Here is a 5,917-nt window from a genome sequence, read left to right on the forward strand (position 1 = left end):
TTGGAAGCAGTCAAGCTTCTAGGACTTAGCAAAAAAACGAAAATTTATCAGGCTTCTACTTCTGAGCTATACGGAAAAGTACAGGAAACTCCGCAATCTGAAACAACTCCATTCTATCCCCGATCTCCTTATGCAGTCGCTAAAATGTATGCTTACTGGATCACTATCAACTACCGTGAAGCCTATGGAATGTTTGCCTGTAACGGAATCCTTTTTAATCACGAGTCTCCTGTACGTGGAGAGACTTTCGTCACCCGTAAAATCACCCGAGCCGCATCTAAAATTGCTTTGGGACTTCAGGATAAACTTTATCTAGGAAACCTCGATGCTAAACGCGACTGGGGACATGCCAAGGACTATGTCCGAATGATGTGGATGATTCTTCAAGCCGAAGAACCCGAGGATTGGGTTATTGCTACAGGAACGACAACAACCGTACGTGATTTCGTCCGTATGGCATTTGCCTATGCCGGAATCACTCTTGAATTTCGCGGAGTCGGAGTTGATGAAAAAGGGTATATCGTATCGTGCAGTAACCCTGATTACCAAGTCGAAATCGGTAAAGAGGTAGTAGCAGTAGATCCCCGCTACTTTCGTCCAACAGAAGTTGACCTTCTTCTCGGTGATCCGACTAAAGCAGAACAAAAATTGGGATGGAAACGAGAGTATCAACTTCAACAACTCGTCGATGATATGATGAAATCCGATCTCAAGTTAATGACCAAAGATGTCTACCTCCAAGAGGGCGGATATAAAACAATGAGTTATTACGAGTAAATGATGGACAAAAGCAGTAAGATTTATGTGGCAGGTCACCGAGGACTTGTAGGAAGTGCTATTATTAAAAACCTTGAGTTCCGTGGCTATACTCATATTGTAACCCGTACCCATGCAGAGCTTGATTTAACAAACCAATGTGCCATTTCTGAATTTTTTGCTGATGAAAAACCCGAGTATGTATTTTTAGCGGCGGCAAAAGTGGGGGGAATTGTAGCCAATAATACTTATCGCGGCGAATTTATTTATGATAATCTGATGATTCAAAATAATATCATCCACCAAAGTTATGTATATAATGTCAAAAAACTGATGTTTTTGGGAAGTACCTGTATTTACCCAAAAAATGCTCCTCAGCCGATGAGAGAGGATTATCTGCTCACCGATACGCTTGAATATACGAATGAGCCTTATGCCATTGCAAAAATCGCCGGAATCAAAATGTGTGAGAGTTACAACCTCCAATATGGTACAAATTTCATCAGCGTTATGCCAACCAATTTGTATGGTCCTAATGATAACTTTGATCTCGAAAAAAGCCACGTTCTTCCCGCTCTTATACGGAAAATTCATCTTGCAAAACTATTGAGTGATGACAATTTCCAAAATGTGCTAACTGATTTAAATATGGAGAATTTAGAGAGGGCCTTAGGTTATCTTAAAAACTTTGGCGTAGATAAAAATCGAGTGGAGATTTGGGGGACAGGTAAGCCAATGCGCGAATTCCTCTGGTCGGAAGATATGGCCGATGCGTGTGTGTTTTTAATGGAAAATCGAGATTTCAAAGATACTTTCAGTACTACAAATGACATTCGAAATACTCATATCAATATTGGAACCGGTCAAGATATTTCAATACGAGAACTCTCTGAACTTATAAAAGAAATTATCGGTTTTAAAGGTGAACTTTATTTCAATTCCGACAAGCCCGATGGAACGATGAAGAAACTAACCGATGTGAGCAAACTGAATGAACTAGGGTGGAAGCATACGATTGAATTACGAGAAGGAATTACTCGAATGTATGAATGGTACAAAGAAAAGCATATTCAAGAAGGGACATAATGAAAGGAATTATCTTGGCAGGCGGTAGCGGCACACGTCTCTATCCTATCACCAAAGGGGTGAGCAAACAGCTTGTCCCAATTTACGATAAACCGATGATTTACTATCCCCTCTCAGTTCTTATGCTTGCGGGAATACGTGAAATTCTTATTATCTCAACACCATCTGATCTTCCTCATTTCGAAGAACTCTTAGGGGATGGAAGTGAAATCGGAATGAGCTTCTCATATTGCATCCAACCTTCGCCTGACGGACTTGCTCAGGCCTTTATCCTCGGAGCTGATTTTATAGGGGATGACGATGTCTGTTTGGTGCTCGGTGACAATATTTTCCACGGTCACGGACTCACAAGAATGCTCGCACAATCTGTCCGTAACGTCAAAGAAGAGAACAAAGCAACTGTATTCGGGTATTGGGTAAAAGACCCCGAACGTTACGGCGTTGCCGAATTTGATAAAGAAGGAAATGTTCTCTCTATTGAAGAAAAACCAAAAAATCCAAAAAGCTCCTATGCCGTGGTAGGACTCTATTTTTATCCCAATAGTGTTGTCGAAATCGCTAAAAATGTCAAACCCTCAGATCGAGGAGAGCTTGAGATCACAACGGTAAATCAAGAATATCTTGCCCGAAATGCCCTCAAAGTAGAGCTGATGGGACGCGGATATGCCTGGCTCGACACAGGAACCCATGAGTCTCTTTTGGAAGCCAGTATGTTTATTCAAACCATCGAAAACCGTCAAGGACTCAAAGTTGCCTGTATCGAAGAGATCGCTTATGAGATGGGATATCTCTCACGTGAAAAACTTTTGGAACTTGCTCAGCCTTTAAGTAAAAACCAATATGGCCAATACCTAATCCGTAGAGCTAATGAAGGGAAAGTTGGCGAATGATATTCACTCGTACCGTTCTATCTGACGTCATTATCATTGAACCGAAAATTTATGGGGATGAACGCGGCTATTTTGTTGAAACATTTCGTGCCGATAAACTTGAGGCTTTTTTGGGATTTAGAATTCCTTTTTGTCAAGACAATGAAAGTAAATCTTCTTATGGTGTCTTGCGCGGATTACATTATCAACTTCCCCCTTATGCACAAACTAAACTTGTCCGTGTCATTGATGGATGTGTCCTCGATATTGCTGTCGATATCCGTAAAGGTTCACCGACGTTTGGCCATCATGTTGCAATAGAACTTAGCGGTGAGAATAAACGACAGTTGCTAATCCCGCGTGGCTTTGCCCACGGATTTGTTGTCCTTAGCGAGAAATGTACCTTTGCCTATAAAGTTGATAATTACTATAGTATTGAATATGATCGGGGTATTGCCTTTAATGACCCTGTATTCAATATTGATTGGATTGTTCCGACAGAGAAACTTCAACTATCGCTTAAAGACACAAAGCAACCGATGTTTGCAGAAGCAGATCATTTTAATTTTCTTGATACTCTCTACCCTTTGAAGAGTGAACGTGACTAATATTCTAGTTACCGGAGCAAACGGACAGTTGGGAAACGAAATCAGAGTGTTATGTAACTCGTACCCACAGTATACTTTTACATTTACCGATCGCAGTACTTTTGATCTTGCTAATCTTTGCATGCTTGAAAATTATTTCGAGGACAAAACCTTTGATGCTATCATAAACTGTGCGGCCTATACTGCTGTGGATAAAGCAGAGAGCGACCATGATATGGCCGATACGATCAATCATCGTGCGGTTGGAATAATGGCTAAAATAGCAAAACAAAAGAAAACTACCTTTATCCATGTTTCGACCGATTATGTGTTTGACGGAGAAAACCACCGTCCTTATATCGAAAGTGATCCTACCGATCCTCAGGGAATTTATGGATCTACAAAAAGAGATGGAGAAAATGCTATTATTAAGGCGACTCCTTCCAATACGATCATCATTCGCACATCCTGGGTCTATTCTGCCTTCGGAACAAACTTTCTTAAAACGATGATGCGGCTTGGAAAAGAACGCAGCAGCCTCAACGTTATCTATGAGCAGATAGGGACTCCGACTTATGCAAGAGATTTGGCGCGAACGATTTTAGAGATTCTTCCGCGCATCAACAATGAATCACCAGAAATTTATCATTACAGCAACGAGGGCGCTGCAAGTTGGTATGATTTTGCCAAGGCAATTTTTGAACTCACGGGAACTGAGTGCTATGTTGAAGCAATCACTACCGACCAGTACCCTACTACGGCAAAGCGGCCTTACTATTCTTTGCTGAATAAAGCAAAAATAAAAAATGATTTCGGTATCACCATCCCGTATTGGAGAGACTCTCTTCAAATATGTTTAAAAGAATTAGGAGCACAATCATGAAAACCATTTTAGTCACCGGATGCGCCGGATTTATCGGGAGTAATTTTGTCCCTTACTTTCTTGAAAAATATCCTAATGTACGTCTAATCAATTTAGATCTCCTTACCTATGCAGGAGATATCGAAAATCTTAAGGAAGCCCAAACTAATGAACGTCACCTCTTTATTAAAGGGGATATATGCGACCGCCCTCTCGTCGAATCACTCTTTAGTCAGTATGACATCCATGGTGTGATTCATTTTGCCGCGGAAAGCCACGTCGATAACTCAATCAAAAATCCGGGGGTGTTTGTCCAAACAAATGTCAACGGCACCTTTACCCTCATCGATGTCGCTTATAAAATGTGGATGGAAAAACCCTTTTTATATAAGTCAGGCTACGAAGGGTGCCGATTCCATCATATCAGCACTGATGAAGTGTATGGAACGTTGGGAGAAAGCGGTTCGTTTACGGAAAAAACATCCTATGCTCCTAACAGTCCCTACAGTGCAAGCAAAGCGGGAAGCGATATGATCGTCCGCAGTTATCACCATACCTACGGAATGAATACCGTCATTACTAACTGTTCTAACAATTACGGTCCGAAACAGCATAATGAAAAACTGATTCCGACTATTATCCGAAAAGCTCTCTCAGGAGAAAACATTCCTATCTACGGCGACGGTAAAAATATCCGTGACTGGCTTTATGTATTGGATCACTGCAAAGGAATCGATCTGGTGTACCATACCGGACGCAGCGGAGAAGTGTACAATATCGGCGGACGCAACGAACGCAATAACAATCAAATTGCAGAACGCATCTGTACGCTGCTAGATACAATGAAACCGTCCTTAAACGGCTCAAGCTATAAAGATCTCATTACCTATGTCGAAGATCGTGCCGGACATGATCGCCGTTACGCTATCGATGCAACAAAGATTGAAACTGAATTAGGGTGGAGAGCCGATGAGGATTTTGATAGTGGAATCATAAAAACGGTCAAGTGGTATTTAAATAAAGACCTGATTAGCAGTGATCAAGAGTTTAATTCTAAATAGAAAATAATTTGAATTGTATTTAGAATAGATATTATTCTACCCGCGCAGCCTTTAATATCTCATCTCTTGAAGTTATAAGCTCTTTAAAAAAGGCTAAAAAAACTCCCAATACTAATCCAGTAATTAATGCAACTGCAATGAGTAGTCCTTTTTTCGGTGATATAGGATCATTTCCGATCTGAATTTCTCCTACGATATGTGTCATGCGTATTTTCATACCGTCATTTTGATAAAACTTCGATTTTTCTTGATGACGGTTCAGAATAAATTCCACTACAGTATCTAGTGCTAATTTTATTTCTGCGTCATTTTGCCCTTCTATTGAAATTTTAAGAAGATTTGTTGTTCCATCAGGAACTATAATATTCATTTTCCCATTTTGAATAGTAGCCATAATAATTTCTTTAAGATTATTAATATTATCTAAAGCTACAACAGTAGGTGATTGTGTAGTATTGGAATATTGAAAATCATTCATTACTTCACCTACTTCGATCAGTACGTTTCCTCTATATATCGGTGTAGCCGTCAATACATATATTGCAGTAGCTATAGTAATAAGTAGTGTAGTGATCGTTATAGTCCGTTTGCGTTTAACAAGCGTTTTCCAAAGTTCACTTAAATTGATTTCATCTATTTCTTGGATAGCATTTACTTGATTATTCATAATTTTCCTTTTATTAAATAAAGCTCAAT

Annotated in this window: 7 protein-coding genes; 6 read left to right on the forward strand and 1 reads right to left on the reverse strand. The window is 40.0% G+C overall.

Features of this window, described 5'->3' with window-relative positions; genetic code table 11:
• The 6 genes from Q0C19_RS10560 to rfbB all read left to right on the forward strand — a co-directional run.
• Window positions 1–777 (forward strand): GDP-mannose 4,6-dehydratase (locus tag Q0C19_RS10560; protein ID WP_295055800.1); only part of this gene is annotated, 777 nt, incomplete at its 5' end.
• A gap of 3 nt (window positions 778–780) precedes the next feature.
• Complete coding sequence (locus Q0C19_RS10565) at window positions 781–1,842, forward strand: GDP-L-fucose synthase (protein ID WP_295055802.1); 1,062 nt, start codon at window positions 781–783, stop codon at window positions 1,840–1,842.
• Window positions 1,842–2,732, forward strand: a complete 891-nt coding sequence (rfbA, locus tag Q0C19_RS10570) for a glucose-1-phosphate thymidylyltransferase RfbA (RefSeq protein WP_295055803.1) — start codon at window positions 1,842–1,844, stop codon at window positions 2,730–2,732. Before Q0C19_RS10565 ends, rfbA begins: the two co-directional genes overlap by 1 nt.
• On the forward strand, window positions 2,729–3,319 hold the full coding sequence (gene rfbC, locus Q0C19_RS10575; protein WP_295055805.1) for a dTDP-4-dehydrorhamnose 3,5-epimerase: 591 nt from the start codon (window positions 2,729–2,731) through the stop codon (window positions 3,317–3,319). The genes rfbA and rfbC overlap by 4 nt, the downstream gene beginning before the upstream one ends.
• The gene (gene rfbD, locus Q0C19_RS10580; protein ID WP_295055806.1) at window positions 3,312–4,181 is read left to right on the forward strand and encodes a dTDP-4-dehydrorhamnose reductase; all 870 of its coding nucleotides are present in this window, start codon (window positions 3,312–3,314) and stop codon (window positions 4,179–4,181) included. Before rfbC ends, rfbD begins: the two co-directional genes overlap by 8 nt.
• Window positions 4,178–5,221, forward strand: a complete 1,044-nt coding sequence (rfbB, locus tag Q0C19_RS10585) for a dTDP-glucose 4,6-dehydratase (RefSeq protein WP_295055808.1) — start codon at window positions 4,178–4,180, stop codon at window positions 5,219–5,221. The genes rfbD and rfbB overlap by 4 nt, the downstream gene beginning before the upstream one ends.
• 31 nt (window positions 5,222–5,252) lie before the next feature.
• On the opposite strand, the gene Q0C19_RS10590 is transcribed toward rfbB, so the two are convergent.
• Complete coding sequence (locus Q0C19_RS10590; RefSeq protein ID WP_295055810.1) at window positions 5,253–5,888, reverse strand: Wzz/FepE/Etk N-terminal domain-containing protein; 636 nt, start codon at window positions 5,886–5,888, stop codon at window positions 5,253–5,255.
• Window positions 5,889–5,917 lie beyond the last annotated feature (29 nt).

This window comes from Sulfuricurvum sp. (assembly GCF_023250475.1).
In the GTDB taxonomy this organism is placed as follows: domain Bacteria; phylum Campylobacterota; class Campylobacteria; order Campylobacterales; family Sulfurimonadaceae; genus Sulfuricurvum.

Bases quoted from the DNA above. Each gene is read 5' to 3' on its own strand.
- Q0C19_RS10565 (WP_295055802.1), top strand. From the start codon at position 781: ATGGACAAAAGCAGTAAGATTTATGTGGCAGGTCACCGAGGACTTGTA.
- rfbA (WP_295055803.1), top strand. From the start codon at position 1,842: ATGAAAGGAATTATCTTGGCAGGCGGTAGCGGCACACGTCTCTATCCT.
- rfbC (WP_295055805.1), top strand. From the start codon at position 2,729: ATGATATTCACTCGTACCGTTCTATCTGACGTCATTATCATTGAACCG.
- rfbB (WP_295055808.1), top strand. From the start codon at position 4,178: ATGAAAACCATTTTAGTCACCGGATGCGCCGGATTTATCGGGAGTAAT.
- Q0C19_RS10590 (WP_295055810.1), bottom strand. From the start codon at position 5,888: ATGAATAATCAAGTAAATGCTATCCAAGAAATAGATGAAATCAATTTA.